General features: G+C 68.8%; 18 protein-coding genes and 2 pseudogenes. 13 read left to right on the plus strand and 7 right to left on the minus strand.

The features are described 5' to 3' along the window. The first annotated feature begins 5 nt into the window (after window positions 1-5). Window positions 6-1,145, plus strand: a complete 1,140-nt coding sequence (locus tag AB0953_RS27810) for a hypothetical protein (RefSeq protein ID WP_366862310.1) — start codon at window positions 6-8, stop codon at window positions 1,143-1,145. 79 nt (window positions 1,146-1,224) lie between these two features. Here the strand turns inward: AB0953_RS27810 and AB0953_RS27815 are convergent, their stop codons facing one another. Beyond that, window positions 1,225-2,280, minus strand: coding sequence for a bifunctional lytic transglycosylase/C40 family peptidase (locus tag AB0953_RS27815; RefSeq protein WP_366862311.1), 1,056 nt, complete (start codon window positions 2,278-2,280; stop codon window positions 1,225-1,227). 403 nt (window positions 2,281-2,683) lie between these two features. Between AB0953_RS27815 and AB0953_RS27820 the strand changes: the two genes are divergently transcribed. From AB0953_RS27820 to AB0953_RS27855, 8 genes are read left to right on the plus strand one after another with little or no spacing between them, the layout of a single operon-like run. After that, window positions 2,684-3,145 carry a hypothetical protein gene (locus AB0953_RS27820; RefSeq protein WP_366862312.1) on the plus strand — a complete coding sequence of 154 codons (462 nt, stop codon included), beginning with the start codon at window positions 2,684-2,686 and terminating at the stop codon, window positions 3,143-3,145. Next, on the plus strand, window positions 3,142-3,435 hold the full coding sequence (locus AB0953_RS27825; protein WP_366862313.1) for a hypothetical protein: 294 nt from the start codon (window positions 3,142-3,144) through the stop codon (window positions 3,433-3,435). Before AB0953_RS27820 ends, AB0953_RS27825 begins: the two co-directional genes overlap by 4 nt. Window position 3,436: 1 nt before the next feature. After that, entirely contained in the window at window positions 3,437-4,234 is a 798-nt protein-coding gene (locus AB0953_RS27830; protein WP_366862314.1) for a hypothetical protein, read from the plus strand. Continuing rightward, the gene (locus AB0953_RS27835) at window positions 4,231-5,763 is read left to right on the plus strand and encodes a hypothetical protein (protein WP_366862315.1); all 1,533 of its coding nucleotides are present in this window, start codon (window positions 4,231-4,233) and stop codon (window positions 5,761-5,763) included. Before AB0953_RS27830 ends, AB0953_RS27835 begins: the two co-directional genes overlap by 4 nt. Beyond that, window positions 5,760-7,211 carry an SCO6880 family protein gene (locus tag AB0953_RS27840; protein ID WP_366862316.1) on the plus strand — a complete coding sequence of 484 codons (1,452 nt, stop codon included), beginning with the start codon at window positions 5,760-5,762 and terminating at the stop codon, window positions 7,209-7,211. The genes AB0953_RS27835 and AB0953_RS27840 overlap by 4 nt, the downstream gene beginning before the upstream one ends. 5 nt (window positions 7,212-7,216) lie before the next feature. After that, complete coding sequence (locus AB0953_RS27845; protein WP_366862317.1) at window positions 7,217-8,818, plus strand: ATP-binding protein; 1,602 nt, start codon at window positions 7,217-7,219, stop codon at window positions 8,816-8,818. Further along, a complete protein-coding gene (locus AB0953_RS27850; RefSeq protein WP_366862318.1) occupies window positions 8,818-10,557 on the plus strand; it encodes a TraM recognition domain-containing protein in 1,740 nt (579 codons plus the stop codon). Before AB0953_RS27845 ends, AB0953_RS27850 begins: the two co-directional genes overlap by 1 nt. Continuing rightward, window positions 10,550-11,125, plus strand: a complete 576-nt coding sequence (locus AB0953_RS27855) for a DUF4913 domain-containing protein (RefSeq protein WP_366862319.1) — start codon at window positions 10,550-10,552, stop codon at window positions 11,123-11,125. Before AB0953_RS27850 ends, AB0953_RS27855 begins: the two co-directional genes overlap by 8 nt. 226 nt (window positions 11,126-11,351) lie before the next feature. On the opposite strand, the pseudogene AB0953_RS27860 reads toward AB0953_RS27855, so the two are convergent. Then, a pseudogene (locus AB0953_RS27860) lies at window positions 11,352-11,702 on the minus strand (glycosyltransferase family 2 protein); the annotation flags it as partial. A gap of 156 nt (window positions 11,703-11,858) precedes the next feature. On the opposite strand from AB0953_RS27860, the gene AB0953_RS27865 reads away from it, so the two are divergent. Further along, a complete protein-coding gene (locus tag AB0953_RS27865; protein ID WP_366862320.1) occupies window positions 11,859-12,248 on the plus strand; it encodes a hypothetical protein in 390 nt (129 codons plus the stop codon). Window positions 12,249-13,265: 1,017 nt separating this feature from the next. Continuing rightward, window positions 13,266-13,481: pseudogene (locus tag AB0953_RS27870) on the plus strand (Tn3 family transposase); the annotation flags it as partial. A 112-nt stretch (window positions 13,482-13,593) separates the two neighbouring features. Here the strand turns inward: AB0953_RS27870 and AB0953_RS27875 are convergent. Together AB0953_RS27875 and AB0953_RS27880 are read right to left on the minus strand one after the other, a co-directional pair. Continuing rightward, a complete protein-coding gene (locus tag AB0953_RS27875) occupies window positions 13,594-15,024 on the minus strand; it encodes a hypothetical protein (protein ID WP_366862321.1) in 1,431 nt (476 codons plus the stop codon). A 321-nt stretch (window positions 15,025-15,345) separates the two neighbouring features. After that, entirely contained in the window at window positions 15,346-15,711 is a 366-nt protein-coding gene (locus tag AB0953_RS27880; protein ID WP_366862322.1) for a hypothetical protein, read from the minus strand. Between the two features lie 420 nt (window positions 15,712-16,131). Between AB0953_RS27880 and AB0953_RS27885 the strand changes: the two genes are divergently transcribed. Further along, on the plus strand, window positions 16,132-16,686 hold the full coding sequence (locus tag AB0953_RS27885) for a hypothetical protein (protein WP_366862323.1): 555 nt from the start codon (window positions 16,132-16,134) through the stop codon (window positions 16,684-16,686). A gap of 443 nt (window positions 16,687-17,129) precedes the next feature. Beyond that, on the plus strand, window positions 17,130-17,636 hold the full coding sequence (locus tag AB0953_RS27890) for a hypothetical protein (protein WP_366862324.1): 507 nt from the start codon (window positions 17,130-17,132) through the stop codon (window positions 17,634-17,636). A gap of 1,127 nt (window positions 17,637-18,763) precedes the next feature. Here AB0953_RS27890 and AB0953_RS27895 read toward each other — a convergent pair. The 3 genes from AB0953_RS27895 to AB0953_RS27905 form a co-directional block, all read right to left on the minus strand. Continuing rightward, entirely contained in the window at window positions 18,764-19,063 is a 300-nt protein-coding gene (locus tag AB0953_RS27895; protein WP_366862325.1) for a hypothetical protein, read from the minus strand. A 90-nt stretch (window positions 19,064-19,153) separates the two neighbouring features. Beyond that, window positions 19,154-19,483: a hypothetical protein gene (locus tag AB0953_RS27900; protein ID WP_366862326.1), complete on the minus strand. Its 330-nt coding sequence runs from the start codon at window positions 19,481-19,483 to the stop codon at window positions 19,154-19,156. A 745-nt stretch (window positions 19,484-20,228) separates the two neighbouring features. Continuing rightward, window positions 20,229-21,152, minus strand: a complete 924-nt coding sequence (locus tag AB0953_RS27905) for a hypothetical protein (protein WP_366862327.1) — start codon at window positions 21,150-21,152, stop codon at window positions 20,229-20,231. Between the last annotated feature and the right edge of the window lie 116 nt (window positions 21,153-21,268).

Genomic DNA, 21,268 nt, shown 5'->3' on the forward strand with positions numbered 1-21,268 from the left:
GCAGCATGGCAACACCAGAGGGGGAACCGTTCGCCGAGGCCGCGGGTGAGGCGGTGGAGAGCGCCGTTTTAGCGGTGCGTCTGGTCCTTGCCATTGCGGACGCCGTGCGCCGGCATCAGCAGCGGCGCACGCAGGGGGCGGAGGAGGAGCTGCCGCCCGCCAAGCAGGCGGAAACCGACGCGCAGTCGGAGCTGAAGGATTTTCTGCCGCCGGACATTTCCGCGGCGCTGATGGAGGGCGCGGATTGGCCACAGCTGGCGCAGCAGCTGATGGCGCTCAAGCACGCAGGCGTCGATCTGGAGCAGTTGCTGCCGCGCGTTGGCGAGATTGCCGTGACCGTGCGGGATGCGGTTGCCGCGAACCTGGAGCGGGTGGCCCGTGAGGGTACGGGGGAGTGGGAGAGGATGCTGCGCGAGACGCTGCCGGCGGGCCCGGTGCGGGAGGCGATCCTGTCTTCCCCGGCGTGGCCCGACATCGCGGCGACGATGGCGCAGCTGGATGAGTGCGGCGTTGACGTACGGCAGATCCTCACCTCCGCGCACGATGAGGGCCTCGGCGTCGACCAGGCGGTCGGGAAGGTCCTCGCCGCCGGTGAGGCCCCGACGACCAGTCGGTTCGTGCTGTTGTCGTACGGGCCGATGACGACCGGGCTCGACATCCCCAGGGATCTCGACCTGTCCGACCGGGAGAAGGCGCTGCGGCAGCTGGCGATCTGGCCCCAGGAGAACGCGCGATACATGCGGATGGTGCGCGAGGCCATGCCCGGGCGGGAGCGCGAGGCCGACCTGATGTTCGCCGCGAGGCAGTGGCCCTTGGTTGCCGCTCGGATGGCGAAGATGGAGAGTGAGGGGCGGTCGGTGGAGGACCGTCTCGCCGGGCTGATGCAGGACACGTCCTGGCAGCAGGGACCGGGTTCGCAGCTCGGCTCACGGCTGGTGCAGGCGACCACTGATGTCCTGCGGCGGCCGCCCGGCGCGGCCATGACCGGCGCAGGGCCGATGGTCAGCAGGGCGGCCGCCCGGGCGCAGTCGTCGACCGTGGGTCCTACCAGGGCGCAGGCGGCCAAGCAGTCGGCGCCTGCCGAGTCCGCCATTGCCACGGATCGCCCGGGGCTGCGCCCTCCGTCGCGGGGCAAGGGCCGGTAGCCGGCGGCCTGGTACGCGCGCGTGCCGCGGACTCTGTTGCGGGTCCGCGGCACGCGGCCTTTGCCGTCGGCCGTGGTGGTCAGGGGCGGGTGGCGCCGTGGTAGTCCCGCTCTGGCATGGCAGTGGCGAGGGGGACGATTTCCACGTTCTTGCCGGTACGGGGGGCGTGGAGGACTTTGCCGTCTCCGGCGTACATCGCGACGTGGTAGATGGAGCTCGAGGAGCCGTGGGACCAGAAGAGGAGGTCGCCCGGCTGGAGGTCGTTCCTGGAGACGGCGCGGTCGGAGGTGGCGCCGTACTGCTCGGCGGCCGTGCGGGGCAGCTTGGTGGTGGGCCAGTAGCTGTACTGGACGAGTGAGCTGCAGTCGAATCCGACGGTGTGGCTCGCGGAGCAGGATCCGTTCAGGTAGCCGTTGACGCCGTCGCAGAAACCGGTGCTGGGGCCGTCCGGTTCCCCGCCTCCCCAGGAGTAGGGGGTGCCCAGGCGGGTGGCTGCCCGGCGCAGTGCGTCGGGGCCGGCTCCGGATCCGGAGACTTGCAGGGTGCCGGGGCCCTCGAAGCGGGGCATCTCGGCGAGGATGCTGTGCACGTAGTCGTAGGTCTGGCCGCCGGCGAAGGAGCGCGGCGGCACGCCGCCGTACCGCTCGACGGCCCCCCAGCCGGCGTTGTACCCGGCAAGGGCGAGTGCGCGGGGGTCTCCGGCGTATCCGGAGCGCTTGGCCTGGCCGAGCAGGGAGCACATCATCCTGCCCTGGGCTGTGACGGCATCGCCGATGTCCCAGGGTGAGTTCACGCCGTTGCCGTCGGCGTCTCGGCCCCAGGTGGCCCACGTCTCCGGCATGAACTGGGCGGGCCCCAGCGCGCCCGCGTAGCTGGTGGCCTCGGCCCGGGAGGTCTTGAACTGGCTCTCGGCCCAGAGCTGAGAGGCCAGCAGGGCCGGGGTCATCTCGGGCTCCGGGCAGGCGGCATCTGCCTTGAGGATCCACTCGCGGAACTCCTGGGGCACGCCTTGGAGGCCGGCGCCCCCGTCGGAGGCGACAGCTTTCGCGGAGCTGTCCAAGAACACGACGGCCGTCAGGCCGGTGACCGCGATGAGGGGTAGCCCTAACACCACGGCGACGGCTCCGATCAGCATTTTCACTTGTCCCCCCGGTTGTGTGTCCCTTGCCTCGTTGGGCTTGCTGTCTGCCGTACTAGATCACGTGTGCGGGCCGAGTGCGCTCCGATTGTGGTGCGGCGGCTGCCGGTTGGCAGTGCCGTGCTGTGGAGCTTGCGAATGCCGGAGTGCGATTTTCGGCCACGGTTGCCGCGGTGTTGCCCAAGGGGCCCTTGGGAAATGCGGGAGCGTGGCTGAATTCATTCGGTATTCCTCTTTCCGTGAACGGGAGTCGGCGGGCACCGAGCCAGTACTTTCGGCGTCGGGCCGGTGCATAATCGCACGTCAGGCTGTCGGTTGTTCACGCTAGCCTCTGTAGTCCCACAGGCCCAGAGCGCCTGTGTGGCTGCGAGTTCAGGGGGGTTGAGGAGTGACCAGCCATTTGAAGATGGCCGCCCGGGAGGGTGCGGCGCTGAAGTACGCGCTCATTCCCGTCCACTGTTTCGGGATTGCCGTCGCCACGGTCGCCGCGATGCTCGACGGCGATTCCGGAGGTGAGCGCGCCCGCCTTCTGGCGCCGGGGGAGTCGGTGCCGTACGGCACCGAGCCGGTCCTTCTGGCTGAGACCACCGTGTACGGCGCGATGCACGTGGAGGAGCTGCTCAGGCGCTGGGGGCCCCTGCCGAAGCCGTGGCTGGTGCTGGTCTCCGACGCCCCGGTCCGGCCGGCGGCTGACGCACGGTACCTGGTGCGCGCGCTGGAAGGACGCCTCGCGGGAGTGGCGAGGGTGCCGTACCTGCCCGTCCTGCGGTCCGTCAAAGGACCTGACGAGGCGATGGAGCACAAGGACGTTCTAGCCGCAGCCGAGAAGCTGCGGCGCACGATGGAGGGAACGACGCGATGAGCATGACCATGGAGTTCTTCACGCTGGCCGACGGCCTTATCCCGAAGGCGGAGCCCACCAAGATCCCTGAACTGGACGGTCCCGTATCGAAGATCTTCGGCTACGGCCTGTGGCTGCTGATCCTCGCGGGGGTCGGTGGGACCGGGTTCGGGGTCTACAAGCTCGCGGTCTCCGACAAGTCCCGCAGCGGCGGCGGCTCGGAACCGTTCAAGTGGATGGGCGCCGGAGTGGCCACGATCCTCTTGGCCGGCTCCCTGATCACGATTCTCAACGGCATCGCGGGGAGCTGACGTGTCGCGGACGAGGGGGACGTGGAACACCAAGGGAACGTGGATTGCAGGTCTGGCGCTGGCCGCCGTCCTCGTCCTGACGGCGTACGCAGCGTTCGCCGGAGATGACGGCGGTGAGGGCGCGTCGGCCAAGGGCGGGCCGAGCCCGAGCGTGTCCAGCTCGGCGAGCCCTGCGCCTGTGTACACGACGCCGGCCGACTGGACAGAGCCGGAGCGGTGGGCGGCGCTGCCGCGAGGGCAGCGCACGGACGAGCGTCACAACCAGGTCGGCTTCCCGCACACGGCGGAGGGCGCTGTGGCCATGCTGGCGGCCGCCAACTCCACCCGCATTGAGGGCGAGCAGTCCACCGCCGATGAGCAGCTGCGGATGTACTACTCGTACTTCGGCAAGGGGGACCAGTCCCCGGAGAACGCCAAGAAGGTTGAGCTGGCAGCCGCGGAGACCGACAAAGACCTCGCCCAGGAGATGGGCGTGAGCGTCGGGCAGTCACTGCCGCCGGGTGCTTACGTGCGCAGTCATGTGGTCGGTTACAAGATCATCAAGAAGACTGACGACGAGGTCAGCGTGTGGCTGCTGAGTAACGAGGTCAAGAAGAACGGGGAGACCGCAAAGGAGCAGGGTTCCTTCACCCGTACTCTCCTTGCCGCACAGTGGCAGGAGGGGGACTGGAAGCTGACGACGGAGGCCACAAGGCGGGCCTTGAAGGACACCGATGGCCAGGCCCGGCCGCCGATGGTGGCTCCGGGTGACGCTGAGTTCAACACGGGCGGCTGGACTGCGATCCGGGCGGCGTCGTGAGACGCAGGCTGGCAGCACTGCTCCTCGCCCTGGTCGCCGTCTTCGCGGTGTCGGTGTCTGCACCGCAGCCCGCAGCGGCTGCCCCCGACCCGATAGGCAAGGGCGTCAAGCTGCTGTGCCAAGGCAGCGTCGGTACAGCAGCAGGCGCGATCATGGGACCCATCGGCGCGATTGTCGGCGGTGCTGGTAGCGAGGCGTTGTGCGACAAGGTGGGCAAGGAGGCCTCGAAGGAGGTCAAGGCCGAGTGGAAGAAGATCAAGGAAGGCGCCCTCGGTGACATCATTGTCGCCATTGAGGATGCGGCAGGTTGGATTCTCAAGAAGGTCCTCACCGTCGCGTTGATGGGCCCGTCGGTTGACCTGGAGAGCACCGGCCTGTGGGGCGGGAAGGCCAAGCTGGCTGGCATGCTCGTGTGGCTGGGGTTGGTAATCGCCGCAGCAGGGATGATGTGGCAGCTCGGGAAAGTGGCTCTCACAGGCCAGGCAAAGCACGCGGGCAGAGCCATGCTGGGCTGGGTGGAGAACATCGTTCTGTCCACCATCGGCGTGTCGCTGTTTGTGCTCCTGCTGGAAGCCGGAGACGCCATCAGCACCGGCCTAGTCAACGAGGCGTTCAAGGATCAAAACCTGGCCTTGGAGCGGATCCTGGAGGTGATGATCCCCAAGGGCATAGGCAACCCGATCATCGTCCTGGGCGTAGTCCAGCTGATGGTGATCGTCGGGTTCGTGCAGCTGATCATCGTGTTCCTGCGGCAGAGCGCCATTCCCATCATCTGCCTGCTGCTGCCGGTGGCCGGCGGGGGAAGGGCCGGCGGGGACGTGACCCGGCAGTGGGCGCCCAAGCTGATCACGAGTGGGCTGGTCATCGTGGCCTACAAGCCGATCCTGGCCCTCATCATGTGCATCGGATTCAAGGAGTTCGGCGAGTCCCAGACGCTGGCGGAGTGGCTGCGCGGTTGCGCCACGCTCATTCTTGCGATTCTCGCGCCCGGCCCGCTGAGCAAGGTCTTTGCGCCGTTTGGTGCCGCGGTCGGCGGTGGGATGGCTGCCGGGGGTATGGGGGGTGCTCTGGGTGCCGCCACGTCCTTCTTCGCCGGCAAGTTCGGCGGGGGTGACGGCGGTAGCGGCGGCGGTGGCGGATCCGGCGGTGGCGGTCGCGGTGGCGGCAAGGGCCCCGACCGAGACCCCGACCCCGATCCTGAGGGGCCGCACACGGCCGTGCAGCACGCCCAGTACGTCGAGCAGGAGAGGGGCAGGCAAGGCGGCGGAGATCGGGACAGCGGTCAGCCGGACCGGTCGGGACGCCACGAGGGGGTACCGAGCGTGCCGAACCAGGGCGGGGGCCCTGAAGGTATGGCGGGTGTGGGGACCGGGACCGCAACGACCACCGGTACGGCGACCACCACTGGTGCAGGCGTGGCGGGCGGGCCTGCGGGTCTGGCGATCGAGGCCGGCATCCGGGTCTTCGACGGGGTCAACGACACCGTCCAGGGCGCGGCTGGAGAAATAGGGGGAGGTAACCAGCAGTGAGTGCTCATGAGGTGCCCCGCACTCTGATGGTCGAGGGCTTCCGTGTGCGCCGGAGCTTTGGTCTCGGCGGGCTGTCCAAGGGGGCGACGATCGTTGCTGCCATGGTGCTGCTGGCGGACGGTCTGATCGCCACCCAGGCGCCCGTCACGCTGCTGCTCACCCTGCCGGTGACCCTCGTCGTTCTGGGGCTGGCGGCTGCCCGCCGGCACGGGATGTCCGCGCTGGCGTATTACTGGGCGAAGGCGTCGTGGCGGCGGGCTTCGCGGGTCGAGGCCACCTCCTACCGGCGGCTGCTGCTGCCGCACCCGTACGCGCTGGACCTGCCCGGGGTGGGTGCCTCTTCCACGCTGATCAAGGCGCACGACCCGACCACGGGTCGGAACGTCGGCGTCGTGCACGACCGGGCAACGGACCGCATGACCATCACCACGCTGCTCGCGCCCGGCGGCAGCTTGATGGCCCCGACCGGGGCGGTGCAGAGCAGCCTGCGGACCTGGTCGTCCGTGCTGGAGGCGATGAGCACGGACGAGCAGGTCAAGGGCGCCAGCGTCACCATTCAGATCACGCCGGGGGCCGGCGAGGCTCTGGGTGACGATGTGAAGGCCCGCCAGGACCCGAACGCTCCCCGCCTGGCGAAGCAGATCGTCGACGAGCTCGTGCGGACCACCCCGCACGCCACCGCGTCGGTGGCGCCGTGGATGTCGGTGACGGTGGATCCCACCGCTTCCGCGAACCCGCCCACCGATTTGGCGGAGCAGGTGGCCGAGGCCCTGAAGGTCGTCGACTCGCTGGACCTGTCCGGCACCGGGACCGACATCGAGCGCAGGGCCACCGACATCGACCTGCGCCGGCTGGTGCGCAGCGCGTACGACCCGTCGGTCTTCAACGCGCGGGACGCGGAGTTCGAGGAGCTGTCCTGGTCGGAGTGCGGTCCCGTGGCCGCGGACGACGGGTGGGAGGAGTACGCGCACGACGGGGGCGTTTCCGTCTCGTGGGTGCTGCGTGAGATGCCGCGCCGCCCCCTGCCGTACAGCGTGCTGCTGCCGCTGCTGGCCCCCGGCCGCTACCAGCGGAGGATCACCCTTGCCTACCGGGTGCTCGATCCGCACGAGGGTGAGGCCGTGCTGGAGCGGGAGATCAGCCACGCCTACCAGCGCGAGCAGGCCACGGCCGAGGTCAAGGGCCGGGCGAAGTGGTCCCAGCGGGCGGACTCCCGCAGGGCGGAGCAGGCAGCGGCCCAGGTCGCCGGCGGCGCGCAGGTCGTCGACTGGACGCTGATGGTCACCGTCACCGCCCGCAACGCTGCCGACCTTCCCGCCGCCCGCCAGGAGCTGGAACGCGCGATGAAGGCGACGCGCGGCATCCGGATGCGTCCCGCCTTCGGAGCCCAGTCCGCGGTGTTTGCGGCCGGGCTACCCCTTGGCTACAACCCGCTGGTGAAGGACTGACGACGATGGCACGCAAGCCGAAGCCGCCGGCCGTGACCACGCCCAAGCGCGTGACCCGTACGGTCCAGGAGGGCCCCACCCGCGAGGAGCGGCAGGCCCAGAAGAAGTTGAGGGCCCGGTTCGCGCCGCGGCTCGGCTGGGGCGGCCGCTTCGGCGGCCGCGCCCCGGTCGAGGATGCGGGCACCGTCTACACCGGCCCCTCCACGCAGGTGGGCGGGATCTACCCGTTCCTCCTCGGCTCCGGGCTGCCGCCGCGCGGCGTGCCGGTCGGCCGGGACGTGCTCACCGGCGAGCTCGTATGCATCGATCCCTCGGGTTGGACCGGCAAGCTGACCACCAACCCGGGCGTGTGGGTGATGAGCCAGCCGGGCGCAGGCAAGAGTGCGCTGGTCAAAAGGGTGTGCCTGGTCTACTCGGCGTACGGGCACATGGTGTGCGTACCCGGTGACGTCAAGGGCGAGTACAGCGGGCTGATCGGAGAGCTCGGCGGATCCGTCGTCCGGATCGGCGACGGCATCGGCCGCATCAACCCCCTGGACTCCGGCCCGCTCAAGGGCCGCGTGGCCGCCCTGCCGGCCGAGCGCCGCCAGGCGCTGCTCGACGTCCTCAACGGCCGGCGGCTGGAGACGCTGGTCGCGCTGCTGTCCACCAAGCACGGGCTCGGCCGCACCCCGGACGAGATCGAGCGCAGCGCGCTCGACACCGCCGTCCACCTCGCCTCCGACGCCCAGGAGTCGGGCAGCGACCCGGTCGTGGCCGACGTGGTCCGGGTTCTGCGCGCCGCTCCGCAGGAGCTGCGGAGCAAACTCGCCGCGCAGGACGACCGCTACCACGACCTGACCCGCTCGGTCATCGCCGGGCTGGACAACCTGATCGGCGGACCTCTGCGCGGCCTGTTCGACGGGCAGACCACGACCCCCCTCGACATCAACGCGCCAGCCGTGTCGGTCGACATCAGCGCGCTGCGGGCCCGCGGAAACGACGTGGTCAGCGCGGGAATGATCGCCACGTGGGCCTACACCTACTCGAGCATCGACTCGGCGCGCTCCATCGGTCTGATGGACCGCAAACTGGTCCTGCCCATGGACGAGATGTGGCGGGCGCTGAGGAGCGGCCCGGGCCTGGTCGACGCCATGGACGCGATCAGCCGACTCAACCGGACCACCGACGACGTCACCGTCTACGTGACGCACTCCCTGCTCGACGTCGAGGCCCTGCCGACCGAGCAGGACCGTGCCAAGGCACGCGGACTGATGGACCGCTGCGACACGTGGGTCATCGGCGCCTCCTCCGAAGAAGAGCTGGGGCGCGTGACGGGCAAGCGCACGCTGACCGAGCAGGAGCGCATGCTGATCAGCTCATGGTCGTCGGCGACCTCCACCGGCCTGGACATCGACCCCACCGTCCTCACCGACGAGGACGAGGCCCGGCCGCCGCTCGCCGAGGAGGAAGGCGCCCGCCACCCGGGCCGCGGAAAGTATCTGATCAAGGTGGGCGCCCGGCCCGGAATCGCGGCGGCCCTGGAGCTGACCGGTACCGAGAAGCGCCTCTACCGCACGGACACCAACACGCGGCGGGCGACGACCACGGGGGGCGGCAGTCGATGATGACGGAGAACGACCGCGCGTGGGCGGCCGGCGGCATTCTGGTCGGTGGCGCGGTGACCCTGTCGGTCTCGACCTGGGTCGGAGCCGCGGCAGGCGCGGTGCTGACCGGGGAGGACGTGGCGCCCTTCCCCCTCTCCCTGGTCGCCGCCTACCAGATGGCCACCGACTGGGCGTCGGTGTGGCCGCACTCCCAGACCGCCTCCGCCATCGGCGCCGGCCTCCTCGACGTCGCCGCGGTGGTCCTGGTGATCTGGGGGCTGCGGCTGGCGTTCCGCTGGTTCCGCAACCCGTCCAGCCTGGCCACCCTCCACCAGGTCCGCGAGCTCACCCCCCACCACGCAGCGCGTACCGCCACCCGGCTGCGCCTCTCTTTGAGGGACCGCAAGCCCAAGGAGGTCGAGGCCCGAGACCGCGGGGTCCTGCTGGGCGACCACATGCCGTCCGGGGTCGAGCTGAGAGGCTCGGACGAGGACACCTACGTGGCGATCATGGCGCCCCGCGCGGGCAAGTCCACCGCGCTGGCCATCCCTGTGGCGGAGGAGGCCCCCGCGGCCCTGCTGATGACCTCCAACAAGGCCGACGTCTTCGCTGCCACCCGGACCTCCCGCCGCCGGCTCGGCGAGACCTGGACCATGGACACCCAGGGGGTGGCCCGCGCCGAGCGCGAGATGTGGTGGGACATGATCGCCCAGGCCGAGACCCTGGAAGGCGCCGAGCGGCTCGCGTCCCACTTCGTCAATCAGATCACCAGCGAGCAGGCCGACCCGTTCTGGAGCCAGGCTGCAGGCGACCTGCTGGTAGGCCTCTTTCGGGCTGCCTACCACGATGGCGGCACCGTCCGCGACGTGATGAAGTGGCTGTCCGACCCGCGCGAGAAAGCGCCCCTGCGGGTGCTCTATCAGCACGAGCCCGTGCTCGCCGAGCAGGTCGACTCCTCGATCTCGATCGCCGAGGAAACCCAGTCGGGCATCTACCAGAACGCCAGGACTGCCATGTCAGCGCTCCGCGACGAGCAGGTCCTCGCATGGGTGACCCCCGACAAGCACAGGCCCCGCTTCGACCCCGAGGACTTCGCCACCAGCAAGGACACCCTGTACCTGCTGAGCAAGAAGGGAGGCCCCTCCTCGGCGGTCATCGCCGCACTCGCAGACGCCGTCTTCACCGCCGGCGCCGAAGCGGGCGAGCGCCACGGCGGCCGCCTGCCCGAGCCGATGCGCGCCGTCCTGGACGAAGCCGCCAACATCTGCAAGATCGCCGACCTGCCCGACCTCTACAGCCACCTGGGCAGCCGTGGGATCACCCCCTTCGTCATCCTGCAGAGCTACCGCCAGGGCGTGAAGGCGTGGGGAGAGGTCGGCATGGACTCCATGTGGTCGGCCGCCACCAAGAAGATCATCGGCGTCGGCATCGACGACGCCCGGTTCGCCCAGGACGTCAGCACCCTCACCGGCGCCCACTACGTAGAGCGCGGCTCGTACTCCAAGGGCAAGGAAGGCGTCAGCCGCAGCTACTCCGAACAGCGCGAGCAGGTCCTCGACCCGGCGGAGATCCGAGCCATGCGCAAGGGCACGGCCCTTTTGATGTCCACGGGCATGCCCGTTGCACAGATCGCTCTGCGCCCCTGGTACGAGGAGGAGGCCATGGCCCACCTCGGCCCGCAGATGGCTGCAGAAGAGCTCTCTATCACCAAGCGTGCCGTCGCCGAGCACGAGGCCCGCAAGGCGGCCCGCCATGCCTGACCCGGAATTCGAAGTGCCCGTGGGGGTCTTCCAAGATATCGAGGACCTCAAGGCCCAGATAGCCGCCCTGAACGCCCTGGTCAAAGCACTGACCGAGGGCGCCAACAGCGAACTGGGCGAGGCCTCGGCGGACGATGAAGAGGACGCTGGCGGCGAGCCCGAGGAGGGAGGCGACGACCAGTGGCAGTTCCCGCCCTTCATCCTGCTCCTCGACCCGCCGCAGTACGACGACGAGCTGCGCGCCTTGATCGAGTGGGTCGAGGGGGTTCTCGTACCCGGGTACTTGGCGGAGCCGTCCGCTGATGCCCGCTGGTGCCACTTGTGGTTCGAGCACCCCGTCGCCATCGCGCGACTGCACGCACTGTGGCTGGCCTGGCAGGAGCTCACCGACCCGGCCACCTGCGGTTACACCGGCCCCTCGGTGTGGCACCGAGACCACCTCGATCCGTGCATACGCGAGCTGAGGGCTTCCACAGGCCCGTTCGCGGGCTGCACCAAGGGCGAGCACCAGATCGACCACCGGATGCCGGGCATCGTGCCCAGCGCCTGGAGCCGTGCGGAGGACTGACCGGCTGCGGGCGAATTCCCGCCATGCCCGAGCGGCTTCGAGTACGCAGGGGCGCCGCAGCGGGGGGTCTCATCAGTTCCACGGATGGGACGGAGGCAAGGCCGGGCCAGCCGACTGGGTTTCGCGCTGTTCTGGGCGGGCCGACGGGACCGCGGCCCCACGCTGGCGGATCCGGCCGCGGCTGTCGGCTCGCTGCGCGGTAGGGACGGCTTCGGCGGCTGGGGTGTCAGATCACCGGGGGGCGGCCCAGTCGGGTCATCCGCCATGCCGTCCGCCTGCGCATGGGTTGCCTCGGCGGGCACGGCACCCGTACCCCTTCGAAGAAGCCGGCCCACCAGGCAGCCAAGCCGGACAGCGGGGGCCGCTGGGCCAGCGTGTACGCGGCCCAGCGTGTACGCGGCCCAGGTCGCGAGGTAGATCGGGACCAGGACGGCGGGCAGGTGTCGTTTGGCCAGCCAGACCCGGTTACGGCCGGTATTGCAGTAGTACACCTTGTGCCGGGACGCGGCGTGCGGGGGTGTTGCAGCACCATGTCCGCCCGGTAGTCGATCTCCCATCCGGCATCCAGCGCCCGCCAGGTGGCTGCATAGGTCAGAAGCAGGAACGGTTGTTGGCGGATCCGGGGAACACCCCAGCTCGTGTGGCCCTGGAGATGTTGGCGAGAAGTAGGAACATCGGGCTGTTGTGTCGCGTGACCCGTCGGCTGCATGCTTCGGGCTGCTGAGCTCTGCCCATGAGGGATGATCCCTTCATGGACAGAGTTGTTGATCTTGACGAAGCGGCCGCGCTGCTGCGCGAGCGAGTCGAGAGCTGGAGATCGGCTGGCCTTGAGGTCGGAGAGATGACCTGGAGGGATTGGGAGGCGAAGTGGCCCCAGCCTCTGGAGACCGACAGAGCTCGGGTCAACGATCCCGATTCCCTCGGGGTGGTGATCTCGGGTTCGGCCGAGGCAGAACTGCAGGTGGTTCTGTTTCGCGGTGGCTGGGCTGACGTGGACTTCTTCGACGGCCTTGACGATTTCGGACCTCTGCCGGCTTCGAACATCGCCTCAGCGTGTGACTTCGCGGCCCGGATGGATCAGTGGGTGGTGCGAGTCTTCGGGTCCCTTGGAAGCGTTCAGTGAGAGCTGATCCGTCAGGGTTCAGCTGACGGGCTGATGCTCGGCGCGCGCTCGGGTGGTGGCGAGGCGGTAGGAGTCGGTGGACACCGCAGCGAGGATGCCTTCTGACAAAGGAAACCCCTAGGGGTACGGCGGCCGAGCTGCACAGCCCCGAGGGGAGACGCAGCTCGACCGCAATCTTGGAATGGTCCCTTGCTGGCGTTACTGGCCGGTAAATCTCGAACCCTGGCGAGGAGTCGATCCGGCGCTGGGGATAGGTTACGGCACTCGGGTGACGTGCCCACAACTTCACTCCGCGCGGAGGGAATTGCTACACAAAACACTTATCCCAAGGTGATGTTCGCTGTTCAACCAAAGTGGCTGTGCAGCTCGTTAGGCCCGAGACACGCGAACGGCGGCCCGCACCCCTGAGGGGCGCGGGCCGCCGGAACGATGCTCCATGAGCATGGGGTCCCTCGGGGGAGCCACCCCCGGGTGGACCCGGAACGCTGAGCGAGACCATTCCAAAGCCCTTGTCAGCTGAAGAAAGTGCACACCACGTCCGTACGTCAAAACACCCTCCCGAGGGAAAGTGCGCGCCACGCTCAACAGAACCCCTACGTGCGAGGGTTTTGCAACCAAAAGAGTCTCCAGCAGCCTGAATTGAAGCCGTAAATCGGCGGTAAGATCCAAATCAGTCGGCTGAAACGTCTCGTGGGACCGCGGCACCCTGGTTCCTGGAAACGTCTTGTTCTCGCTGTTTTGGTGAACCTCGACGAGGTCCTCAACGGCGGAACTGACCTCCCGACGTCTCCTTCAGTGCCGCCCCTCGGACCGGGTACTCGGAAGGCGCCCGCACTCCGCAGTGTGGCTCGTCATCGGCCCGGACAAGTAGGGATGCGCGTCGGCGTCGGGGCACGGCCCCCCGGGTGACGAAAGTGCAGGCAGCTGGCGCCGGTCCGGAGTGGGCAGGCGGGGGTACGGACCGAGCGCCGGGACGCCCAGGTCCGCGGAACGTGCACCCTCGCTCCACGGGTGCGCATGAGAGGCGACAGCAGGCACGCCTTCTGCGTCGGCGCCTTTGGGCAATCCAGGGGGACCCGGGGTACGCGTGTTGCGTGCCTCGGGAAGCACGCTGGACCATTCGGGTCCTGGTCCTCGAACTTCATGACCGAGTACCACGCCCGCTACGGCGGCAACGGCGTGATGATTTACTGGCACGTCGAGAAGAAGAACGTCTGCATCTACTCCCAGCTCAAGTCCTGTTCGGTCCCGCCAAGATCACCCCATGGCGGCTTTTTGGGCTTACCTTGGCTGGACCCACCATGCGCCGCCGACGCGCAGGGACCCGCCAGAGGCCCAGCTCAGCTCAGCGCAGCTGCTTCAGCAACTGGGCGAACGAGACGGTCGAGGGGGTGGCCCCGTCGTCCACGAGGGCGAGGCGGCTCTCCGGCTCGTCATTCCATGAGATCTTGCCCGCCTTGTTCATGGGCGAGACGAGGACTGTGTAGTCCTCGAGCCTGTCGGACACGTAGCGGATCGACAGCACGTAACGCGGCTTGCGTGTCACATTCATGAGGTTGCTGTCGTAACGCAACCGACCGAGGTTGAACCCGCTGTCCCCGCAGTCGGCGCACTCCACCCGCTTAGTCACCTCGTCCGGTTTCCACGACCAGTGATTCGTGTGGAACTCGCCGTCGATGGAGCCGTGGTCCTTCCGCATGGTGGTCACGGTGCTGGATGCTTCGAGGGAGTCGAAGGGCGCGTTGCGTGGTAGCTGGATCACCCTCTGCTTCCTCATTGTGTCCCCCGGGTCGAGCCAGCCGCCGGGATCCTCCAGGTACCCGTAGTAGACGAGGTTGTAGGTGGGTGGGCCTGCGTAGAGTTGGCTCTCGCCCCAGCCCTCGCGCCAGTTCCGGATCAATGTTTCCTTCGGTCTGGATTTCGACGACGCGCCGGTCACCTTGATCACGCTGGCGAGCAGCCAGAACGGCACGGTCCCGGTGTTCTCCAGGGTGACGGTCACCGGCACGTACATGATCGGCTTGTGCGCTTCGGGAGAGGCGTACGGGGTGCCGAAAGCCACCTGATAGCGCGCTTGTGCAATGGCGGTGGTGGGCTGGTAGAGCCCCGAGTACGCCAGATTCACCGCCGCCACAAGGCCCGACGCGATGGCTCCCAGTGCAAAGCTGCGAGGATGGGCGATTCCCCGCCACGGCTTCTCCCTGCACACCCGCCAGGTGGCCCACAAGGACCAGACCCACAACGAGAGGTAGCTGAGGCAGTACGGAAAGTACTCCCTCTCCTGCATCCAGAGGCCCAGTAGCAGGGTGCACACGACCAGAGAGATGATCACCCCGGCCAAGGCGACAGCGCCGGAAGGCTTGAAGAACCGCTTGCTCCAGTAGTCGAAGGCCGCCGCCGCCGCCACGGCCTGGAGGAAGCCGCCCACGACAAAAATCCACCCCATGACCCGGCCGGCGAAGGTCAGTGCCCCGAAGAGGTCCGGGCGGCCGACGTCGACCAGCAGGGCCGCGGATCCGAGCAGACCTGCCACCAGCAGCACCAACGTTGCACGCCGCCGAAGAGACCGGTCGGGCCAGGTGCCAGGGCCTCCGCCATACCAGAACACTGCCGGGTTGACGGCCGGATCCATCTTTTTGGGGAACCCAGACCGGGTCAGCAGTCGGCGGAGCTCCCGCAGCGACCAGGCCCGACCGACGGTCACCCCGTCCACCCGGACCTCACGCAGGCCACGGCTGTCCGGAGGATCGACCACCGCCCGCTTCTGCTGGCTCATGAGGCCAGGCTCTTCGCCAGGACCGTGTCGTGCATCCCTGGATGCTCCAGTCGGCCGACCCCTCAACTCGACCTCGCCAGCGGCGCGGGCCAGCGACCACATCGGAGCGCGAAGATCCAGAAGAGGCGTAACACTGACACATGCCATGCCGCCGACCACTGACATTCTCATGTCGCCCGACACACGCGGTGGGCGTGCCGCACGGTGAGGGCCGGGCGGGCGTTCAGCGTGGCCGCCAGACCGACAGGGCGCGGCCCTTGCCGCACAGCTGACACCGGCCTCGGGGGTGGGCGGACTGCTCCTCCTGGTGCCAGAGGTCCATCACCAGCGGGTGAGTATCCCGGTGCTGCCAGCGGGCATCGGCACCGTGTAATACGGTCTCCTCTCGACGGCGCTGGCGGAGCGGTCGTCGAGCCGGTACGCCTCCTCGCCGACCGGGTGGGTCACCTCGATGCGGGTGGAGTCCGCGTCGACGCAGACGGTCACGGTGGGCGCCGCGGCGGGGGCGGGGGCGTCTTCCTGGTCGTCCACCGCGGGCCGGAGCATGAGCCACCAGGAGACGTGTTCGTCGCCGTCGGCGTCGCGCTCGGGGGCCGCCGAGGTGAACGTGCCGAGCAACTCCCGCAGCGCCCGCCCGAGGGTGGCGACGGCGAAGTCGAGGTCGTGATGGCTGTAGAGATCTGACATCGGGGCGATTCCTTCCGCGCGGGGTCGGCTGCGCGTGATCACGCAGCCTTTCCCGGCCTACGCCATCCCGGGCGGCTCGGGCGTGAGGAACTTCGTCCGCTCCCGCCTGGCGGGCAACGATCTTGGACCCCGTTCCAGCTGACGGGATCGTCCTTGCCCGTCAGCTGGTGGCAGCGGCGGCTGAGGACACGGCGCCGACCGCTCACGCCGCACCCGACCGACACCGAAATCTTCTGTGACGCATGTCACCCTGATGCTTGCTCACGCCAGAGACACCGCCAGGAGTGGTCCATACAGAAGGCCTTGGCGTTCCCCCTTCGAGGAGAACCCTGGCTGCTGGTGTCGACACTTGAAGAAGGTCAGAAAGTGCGCAATCGCGGCTCATACCAGCGGGTCCTCGGGGACCCACCCTCCGACCTCATGCCGGAAGCGCTGAGCCAGTGGCTTGAGGCCGACCGGCGCATGCCCAGCTTCCACCGGGCCGTCCAGTCCATCGTCGGCCCGAACCACGTCGACGACGTCTTGTCGAAGGCCCAGACCAAGCTCCACCGCCACCTGCAGCGCCACGGACCGGTGGGCAACGTGCGGTCGTACTTCAGCACGATCTGCACCAACGCGGCGCGGGACCACATGAACGAGATCGCCAAGCTGGCCGAGCAGTTCGTCATGGACGACACGTCATCGTTGGAGGATGTCACCCAGCGGATCCGGGTCGTCGGTGCGGATGGCATGACCTCCGTCGAGTTCTCGGACCAGGTCTCCCGCGCAGTCAAGGAGCTGAAGGAGCACTTCTCCTCCCACGAGCTGACCGTCTGGCTCCTGGTCGAGATGTACGACCTGGACTCCGCCCGGATCGCGGCGATCCGCGGTGGCACGCCGGGCGCAGTCCGCCAGACGGTCAGGCGGGCGCGCGCCAAGCTCGCCGATCCCGAACTGCAGCGCAAGCTGCGCGAGTGGACGCTCGCTCCCGAGTAGTCCCTGCCCACGGTGCTCGGGCCGGCCACCGCCGTCGGCCGGCCCGAGCGCCTAAGGGAGGGACTGCCCAGCCCGTTGCCGCGGGCGAGCAGTCAGCGCCTCCATCCGCAAAGGCCGGTCGGGACTGGCCCAAGTGCCCTCTCAGGAACAGGAGTGACCGTGTTGTTTGAATCGTCTCGCCCCCCACGGACCGCTGCAGGTCTGTGGACCGTCTCTGTCATTGCGCTGATCGTCAGCCTCGGCCGTCGGCTGCTCGATCGCGTCCTTATGTCGCTGCCGCTGTCTCCTGCTCGGGAGGACACCGGCCTGCCCGTTCGGCAACTGCAGCCCCGCTCTTCGGCTGGCCTGACCGAAGTCTCGCCACGGCCCTGATGTAAGCGGGTGTGAGCAACACCATGTAGAGCGGGCCGGGGTTCTTCCTCACTGCAAGAACCCCGGCCCAGGTGTTTCTTGATGCCGGTTCAAACAGCCAGCCTCGTCTGCTCGACCATGGCGATCAACCACGAGCGGGCGAGCCCTTCGGCATCAAGGACACGCTGATGAACAGCTTGCCGTCAAACAGCTCCAACAACGACGGTAGCTCCGAGATCGACGAGGTGTACGCGGAGATGCTCAACCAGCTCGAGGCCGCGCCCGCGCCGCTGGCCGTCTCCGGCGCCCTCGACGCGATGAACACCACCTACGCGGAGATGCTCGACGAGATCGAGGCCGAGATCGCGCTGCTGCAGCGGAGCGTGAAGCGCCACCGTCGCGCCCTGCGGCGTCAGGCCCTCCGACGGGCGGGGGACCGCGTCGCCATGTACCGCCGACCCGCTCTGATGATGCTGGGCCTCTCCTTCTTCATCGTCGGCGTCATCATGCTGATCACGGGCCAGCCTCACGCGCTCGACATGTTCGACCGCGCGATGACGGCATGGGCCACCGCCTTCGCCGCGCCGCCACGGACCTGAGCATGCGCCGGCCGCGGTGCCGGGAACGAAAAAGGCCCCCGTTCCACCGGAGTCATCCGGGGGAACGGGGGCCTCGTCGTGCTGCCGGGTCCTACCTGCCCAGCAGGGGAGGTAGGGTCGAACCGATCTCTTCGGGGTCGGTGCCCTCGTGCGTGTTGGCGCTGGCGCGCCGCGCGGCTGCGTTAGCGCAGCTTGTGGAGCAGTAGAGCGGAAGAGTTCGCGCCACCCAGCCCGGCACGATGAGGGGAGCCGTGCATGCGGCGCACACCTCTGCCGAGGCGTACTCCTGGATGACGGACACTTCCGGCTCTACGGGGAGAACGGGTCCGAAGGTTCCCAGCCGTGCCCAGACATCGGTGTATGTCGGCTGCGCCGCCGGCGGTACGCGAACCCTGCACTCTCCAGCCAGCCCGCCTGCCACAGCTCGGCAACGCAATCCAGTTCGGCCGCTTCGTCCGCGCCACGGAGCCGGACCACTAGCACGTCGGCTACTGCCATGACGGGGTCGCGACCGCCTACATGGGGGCTGCTGAACATGTTCCAGATAGTGCTCCGGCCGCACCTGTGGATGGGCTGGATCTCCCTGCGAATGGTTGCGATCGAGGGCGAACCGGCTCGTAGGAGAAGCGTGTGCAGGTGCTCCTTGAACGTGCGGACTGCACCTGCGGGGAGGTCCGGCATCTTCAGGTCCCCCGCCCGCCCACGTGCCACGGCGACCACCTCTCAGAACTTTCCACTACCGTCGACAACTGCCCCAGATCATCCCAAGGCCGCCGCTGCCTGATTGCACGTTTCGCAGAACTGCTCACGGCTGAGAACCCTCCCGGCTCGCGCTCGACGATGTCCCGTATGAACCTCATCGCGGAGAACACCCTGAGCTTCCTGCTCCACGAAGTCCTCGGAAACGTCGTGGCGACTGTGCTCCTTGCCCTGGTCGGATCCTCATTCCGCCGGGCGGCCCTGAGAGCCCGCAAGAGCTTGATGTGTCGGCGCTGCACCGTGCTGCCGCGCCGATCTTCGTTGGATTCGCGCCGCGCCTCGTCGCCCTCATGCAGTCGCCACTGACCGGGGACGACGAAGGCCCCCGTCGCCGCGAAACGGGGGCCTTCTTCGTGCGACAGGGCGCCCTACCTGCCCGCCAGGCGAGCGGGGTCGAAGAGCAGGTGCCGGGCCTGGCGCTGGCGGTCACAGCCCGATGGGGGCCGCGAGGGCGGCCCGGCCCGGTCGATGTGCTCGGCGGGGTAGTCGGAGGCGTACCCGGCGGCCTCGTCGAGCTGTTCGGCGGCGTCGCCCTCGGGGAGGTCGCGGCTGGTGTCGGTGATGAGGTCGCCGAGCAGCTGCAGGATGCCGCCGTGGCCGCCGTCGGGGCGGTGCAGGGCGTCCAGGATGAGCTGGCGGTGCTGGGGCTGGAGGCCTCCACTGGCCACCCCAAGGCCACCGACCGATAGTGACCATCCCTCAGCCGAAACAAGCAGGCCCCGGACGGGAGCCGCCCGGGGTCTGCTCTGCGCTCTGCGCTACCGGGGCGCCCCGGTAGCGCTGACCGCCGGGGAGGGGGAGGTCCCCGCGGGTGCCTCGCCACCGCCGCCGAAGAGTGCGACCAGGACGATGATCAGGAGCAGCAGGCCGCCCCCGCCGGCCGCGACCACGACCGGCGCGCCTAACCGGCGCTGATGCGGCCGGACGTAGGAGCCGTTGCGGTAGTGGCCGCGAACGTTCGTGGTCGCACCGGCGGGCCGGGGCTGGGGTACGGCGGGACGGCGGGAGCCGGAGCCGGGCTTGGTCCTGCGCGTGTGCGGCCGGACATAGGACCCGTTCTTCCGGTAGTGGCCACGGACGTTTGCCATCAGCGATTCCTCAGGGCAGTCGGGGAAGAGCGGAGAGAGCAGGCCCGATCGGGGCGCACTCACGACGGTAGCCCCGGCCACTGACACCGCCGGTGCACCCAACTTCTATGCAATTAGGGCGCGTTGGGGCGCACGGAGTGCAACGGGGCGCACAACGTTGGCGAACCACAGGGTTCCGGCCGTATAGAACCCCAATCCAGTCATCGTCGGTTTTTCCCTGGCGATTGGCTATGGGGCTGCCCGCGCCGTGATGGCCAAGTGTGTCCCGGCCGCCACCGCCCGCGGATACGCCGGAGACTGGCAGCGCTTCGAGGAGTGGGCCTTGGGCGCTGACTCCTGTTCGCTGCCCGCGAGCGCCGAGACACTGACGGAGTACGTCACCTGGTGCACCGCCACACCGCGGCCGCGCACGGGCCGCCCGTACAAGCCGGCCAGCATCCATGGCCGCCATCGCAGTCGCCCACCAGGCCGCCGGCCTCCCCCACCGAGGTCGTCAGGTGAGGCCGAGGCACGGCGGTCTTGGTTCCCTCAGCGTCGCCATCTGGACGATTGAGCAGCAACTCGGCTTCAAAGAGCGCTACCTTTCTGTTGCCTCACCCTGTGCTTCCGCGCCGGCGGTGTCGCTGTGTTCCCGTGTCCCGTCCTGTAGCACTTCTTGTGTCCTGGTTTGTGCCTTTGTGAAACCGCAGGTCGGCCCCGGTTACTGGTGTCGGCCCCTCTGGTGGAGGTCAGCGCGAGCGCAAACTCACATCTTTCGAGGTGATTTTGCAGGCTGGTGCACGCCTTCAGGAACAGGCGAGTGAGAGACGGCGTCGGCGGAGAGCGTAGGGGCCAGCTCTTCCAGGTCGGGGTGAGTGAGTGCGACGGCACGCAGGATGCGCAGCACGCTCATGACGTCGAGCGGGCTCCCGTTGACGGTGGTGAAGAGAAAGCCGTTGTCGGGCAGGGCGGTGGCCCGGCGGGACCGCCCGGAGGAGTCGGTGGCGAGGTACTCGTCGACGGCGCGGACGGCATCGCGGTGTACGGGCTGGAGGCGTGTGGCGTCCGACGCGGCGTTCTTCTGGGGGACGTCCCAGGTGGTGCGGTGCTGCTCCTGGTGGCGGCCGTTCAGACGCATGGCTGTGATCTGGCCGGGACGGAGGATGTACTCCTCGTGACCGCGGGCCCAGAGGTAGTGGTTGAGGCAGAGGTAGACCAGGGCGCGGGCGCGGTGGGGTCCTTCGCGGCGGGTGCCGGGGTAGCGGTCGGCGGTCTGGGCGAGCCAGCGGCACTGCTCGTGGGTGAGGCGGTCGCGTCCGGGCAGGCCCGAGGAGAAGCGCCCGCCGCGCTGGAACTGGAGCGAGCGGGCGGTGCCGGCGGGCACGAGCTCGGGCCCGCCGGAGGCCGCGGCGGTTTCGGCCCAGCGGTAGAAGCTGCGGACGGCTCCGCAGGCGGCGTCGCGGGAGCGAGCCGCGGCCGCGTAGTCGATCGCCCAGTTCTGGAGCGCCGTGGGCGTGGGGTGCAGGTACAGGTCCGGGTCTGGGTGGCCGGCGGTGCCGCAGCCGACGGTCAGCCAGTGCAGGACGGCCGGGCGATAGTGCTCGACGGCTTGGTAGCCGAAGAAGCCGTTGGCCTCGGAGTTCGGGCCCGCCAGCCACTCCTCGACCAGCGTGACGACGTCATGATCCATGGGATCAACGTAATCCGGCAGGGTCGGTGGGCTCCCACCGGCCGTGATGACGTTGTGCGCTGTGGTCCTGGCCAGGTCACGCGCCCGCCATGCGCGACGGCGGGAGTACGGCACCC

The sequence above is a fragment of the Streptomyces sp. NPDC046866 genome, from assembly GCF_040704625.1.
Classification (GTDB): domain Bacteria; phylum Actinomycetota; class Actinomycetes; order Streptomycetales; family Streptomycetaceae; genus Streptomyces.

Excerpts from the sequence above, each read along its gene's own strand:
- AB0953_RS27810 (WP_366862310.1), top strand. The coding sequence starts at position 6 with ATGGCAACACCAGAGGGGGAACCGTTCGCCGAGGCCGCGGGTGAGGCG.
- AB0953_RS27815 (WP_366862311.1), bottom strand. The coding sequence starts at position 2,280 with ATGCTGATCGGAGCCGTCGCCGTGGTGTTAGGGCTACCCCTCATCGCG.
- AB0953_RS27825 (WP_366862313.1), top strand. The coding sequence starts at position 3,142 with ATGAGCATGACCATGGAGTTCTTCACGCTGGCCGACGGCCTTATCCCG.
- AB0953_RS27845 (WP_366862317.1), top strand. The coding sequence starts at position 7,217 with ATGGCACGCAAGCCGAAGCCGCCGGCCGTGACCACGCCCAAGCGCGTG.
- AB0953_RS27850 (WP_366862318.1), top strand. The coding sequence starts at position 8,818 with ATGACGGAGAACGACCGCGCGTGGGCGGCCGGCGGCATTCTGGTCGGT.
- AB0953_RS27855 (WP_366862319.1), top strand. The coding sequence starts at position 10,550 with ATGCCTGACCCGGAATTCGAAGTGCCCGTGGGGGTCTTCCAAGATATC.
- AB0953_RS27865 (WP_366862320.1), top strand. The coding sequence starts at position 11,859 with ATGAGGGATGATCCCTTCATGGACAGAGTTGTTGATCTTGACGAAGCG.
- AB0953_RS27875 (WP_366862321.1), bottom strand. The coding sequence starts at position 15,024 with ATGAGCCAGCAGAAGCGGGCGGTGGTCGATCCTCCGGACAGCCGTGGC.
- AB0953_RS27880 (WP_366862322.1), bottom strand. The coding sequence starts at position 15,711 with ATGTCAGATCTCTACAGCCATCACGACCTCGACTTCGCCGTCGCCACC.
- AB0953_RS27885 (WP_366862323.1), top strand. The coding sequence starts at position 16,132 with ATGCCGGAAGCGCTGAGCCAGTGGCTTGAGGCCGACCGGCGCATGCCC.
- AB0953_RS27900 (WP_366862326.1), bottom strand. The coding sequence starts at position 19,483 with ATGGCAAACGTCCGTGGCCACTACCGGAAGAACGGGTCCTATGTCCGG.
- AB0953_RS27905 (WP_366862327.1), bottom strand. The coding sequence starts at position 21,152 with ATGGATCATGACGTCGTCACGCTGGTCGAGGAGTGGCTGGCGGGCCCG.